The sequence below is a fragment of the Cellulomonas aerilata genome (assembly GCF_007991755.1).
Classification (GTDB): Bacteria; Actinomycetota; Actinomycetes; order Actinomycetales; family Cellulomonadaceae; genus Pengzhenrongella; species Pengzhenrongella aerilata.
Genome location: NZ_BJYY01000008.1, coordinates 1 through 2,624, shown reverse-complemented (window position 1 = coordinate 2,624; position 2,624 = coordinate 1). Strand labels below are relative to the sequence as shown.

1 protein-coding gene and 1 pseudogene are annotated in these 2,624 nt (G+C 78.8%); both read left to right on the top strand.

The features are described from left to right. Window position 1: 1 nt before the first annotated feature. Window positions 2–1,774 (top strand): DUF349 domain-containing protein, encoded by a 1,773-nt coding sequence (locus CAE01nite_RS05545; RefSeq protein WP_146901177.1) that lies wholly within the window; start codon window positions 2–4, stop codon window positions 1,772–1,774. Between the two features lie 256 nt (window positions 1,775–2,030). Continuing rightward, window positions 2,031–2,624: pseudogene (locus CAE01nite_RS05540) on the top strand (hypothetical protein); the annotation flags it as partial.

Sequence of the window (2,624 nt, the reverse complement as noted above, 5' to 3'; positions counted from 1 at the left end):
GGTGGCGGACGCCGCCCCGGCCGACGACGCCGCCCCGGTGGCGGACGCCGCCCCGGCAGACGACGCCGCCCCGGTGGCGGACGCCGCCCCCGTGGAGGACGCCGTGACGGCGGACGACGCCGCCCCAGTTGCGGACGCCGTGACGACGGACGACGCCGCCCCGGTGAGCGACGCCGCCCCGGCGGCGGACCTTCCCGCCGAGGCCGCCCCGGTGGACACCGCTCCCGAGGCGGACGCTCCCGCTGCGGACGTGCCTGCCGATGCCGCTCCGACGGACGCCCCTCCCGCCGACACCGCTGACGACTCGACCGCAGACGCCGCTGCGGAGGTCTCCGCCGACGCTGCCCCGAGCGGCGCGGCACCCGCCGGCTCGCCCGTGCCGGCGCCGACCCCGTCGCCGGTCCCCCGGCCGACCCCGCGCCCGATCCCTCGTCCGGTCCCCCGCGTTCCGCACGGACCGGCTGCCGCCGTCCCCGGCGCGGCGCCGGCGGCCCCGGTCGCTCCCCCGCAGGACGCCGCCGAGGCCGCGCTGGCCGCGACGTTCGGGCGCGTCGACGAGGAGGGGACCGTCTTCGTGCGCGAGGGCGAGGGTGAGCGCGCCGTCGGGCAGTTCCCCGGAGCGTCCGCCGAGGAGGCGCTGAGCCTGTACGTGCGGCGGTTCCTGGACCTGCAGGCCAAGGTCGTGCTCTTCGAGACGCGGCTGGCCACGACGGAGCTCGCCCAGAAGGAGGTCGAGCAGACGCTCACCAAGCTGTCCGAGGAGCTGGCCGACCCGGCCGCCGTCGGGGACCTCGCCGGCCTGCGCGGGCGACTGGGGGCGCTGCGGGCGGTCGCCGCCGAGCGACGGGCCGCCGCGGACGCCGAGCGCGCCGCCGCGAAGGAGGTCGCCGTCGCGGCCCGGACGGCCATCGTCGAGCAGGCCGAGAAGATCGCGGCGACGGACCCCGAGCGCATCCAGTGGCGCCCGGCCGGCGAGCAGCTGCGGGTGCTGCTCGACCAGTGGAAGGACGCGCAGCGCAACGGCCCGCGCATCGACCGGCCGACGGAGGAGTCGCTCTGGAAGCGGTTCAGCCACGCCCGGACGACCTTCGACCGCGAGCGTCGGCACTTCTTCGCCGAGCTGGAGTCGCGCAACGCCTCGGCGCGGGCTGCCAAGGAGCAGCTCGTCGCCCAGGCCGAGCGGCTCTCGACGAGCACCGACTGGGGGACGACCGCGGGCGCCTACCGCGACCTCATGGCGCAGTGGAAGGCCAGCGGGCGGGCCAGCCGCAAGGAGGACGACGCCCTGTGGGCGCGGTTCCGCGCCGCGCAGGACGCCTTCTTCTCCGCGCGTGACGCCGCCTCGGCCGAGACCGACGCGGAGTTCCGCGGGAACCTCGAGGTCAAGGAGGCGCTCCTGGTCGAGGCGGAGCGGCTCGTCCCGATCACTGACCTGGCGGCCGCCAAGGCGGCGCTGCGCTCGATCCAGGACCGCTGGGACGCAGCCGGCAAGGTGCCGCGGGGGGACCTGCAGCGGGTCGAGGCGCGCCTGCGGGCGGTCGAGAGCGCCGTCCGGGACGCCGACCAGTCGGCCTGGACGCGGGGCAACCCCGAGACCCGTGCCCGTGCCGAGGGCGCGGCGGCCCAGCTGGAGGCGGCGATCGTCGGTCTCGAGGCCGACCTCGCCACGGCGCAGGCGGCGGGCAACGCCCGCAAGATCGCCGAGGCCCAGGCCGCGCTGGACGCGCGCCGTGCGTGGCTCGAGCAGGTGCGCCGGGCCGCCCAGAGCTCCTGACCGCCCGCTCCACCGCTCCCCCGACGGGGCCGACGTCCACCCGGGCGGCGGCCCCGTCGTCGTCACCTCCGAGGGCGGACGGCCGCGAAGGCCGACCGCCGCGAAGGTGGACCGCCGCCTCGACCCGGGACGGCCGCGTCGCCGTCCGCCCGGACCGTCGCCCGCCGGCCGTCCACACCAGGCCCGGCGCGGCGTCGTCGTCCACATCGCATGCCGGTAGCCCGCCCGCGCGCCGGGGCACAGCCATCCTCGACCGATGACCTCCGCCCTCGCGTGGCTCGTCCAGCCGCCGGCGCCCGTGCCGGACGGCGTCCGTGCGAGCGACGTCGGCCCCACGGCCTGGCAGGTGCTGCTGCACGAGGGCGCGCTGCACCCCGTGTGGGGCGCGGTCGCCACCCCCGCGGACCGGTCCCCCACGCCGGCGGTCCGCGCCACGGCGCTGCGCCCGCTCGTGCCGCCGCGCGCGGTCGTCGGCCGCGCGGCTGCGGTCTGGGTGCACACCGGCGGGCCCCTGCCGGACCGGTTCGACGTCCTGGTCGAGCCCCGCGCCCGCCGGCCGTCACCGCACCCGCTGCGGGTCCCGCACGAGGTCCCGCTCCCGGACGGCGACGTCGTCCGGCTGGGCGACGTGCGTGCGACCACGGTGCTGCGGACGGCGCTGGACCTCGCCCGCTGGCTGCCCGAGCACGAGTCCGTGCCGCTGCTCGTGCGCCTCGTCGACCACGCCGGTCTGGACGTGACCGCGGCGCTGCACGCTCTGGGCGGGCAGCCGGGTCAGCGGTACGCCGAGCGCGCACGGGCCACCCTGCTGCGGATGCTGCGCCCGCCCGGCGCCACCGGCGGGCGGGCC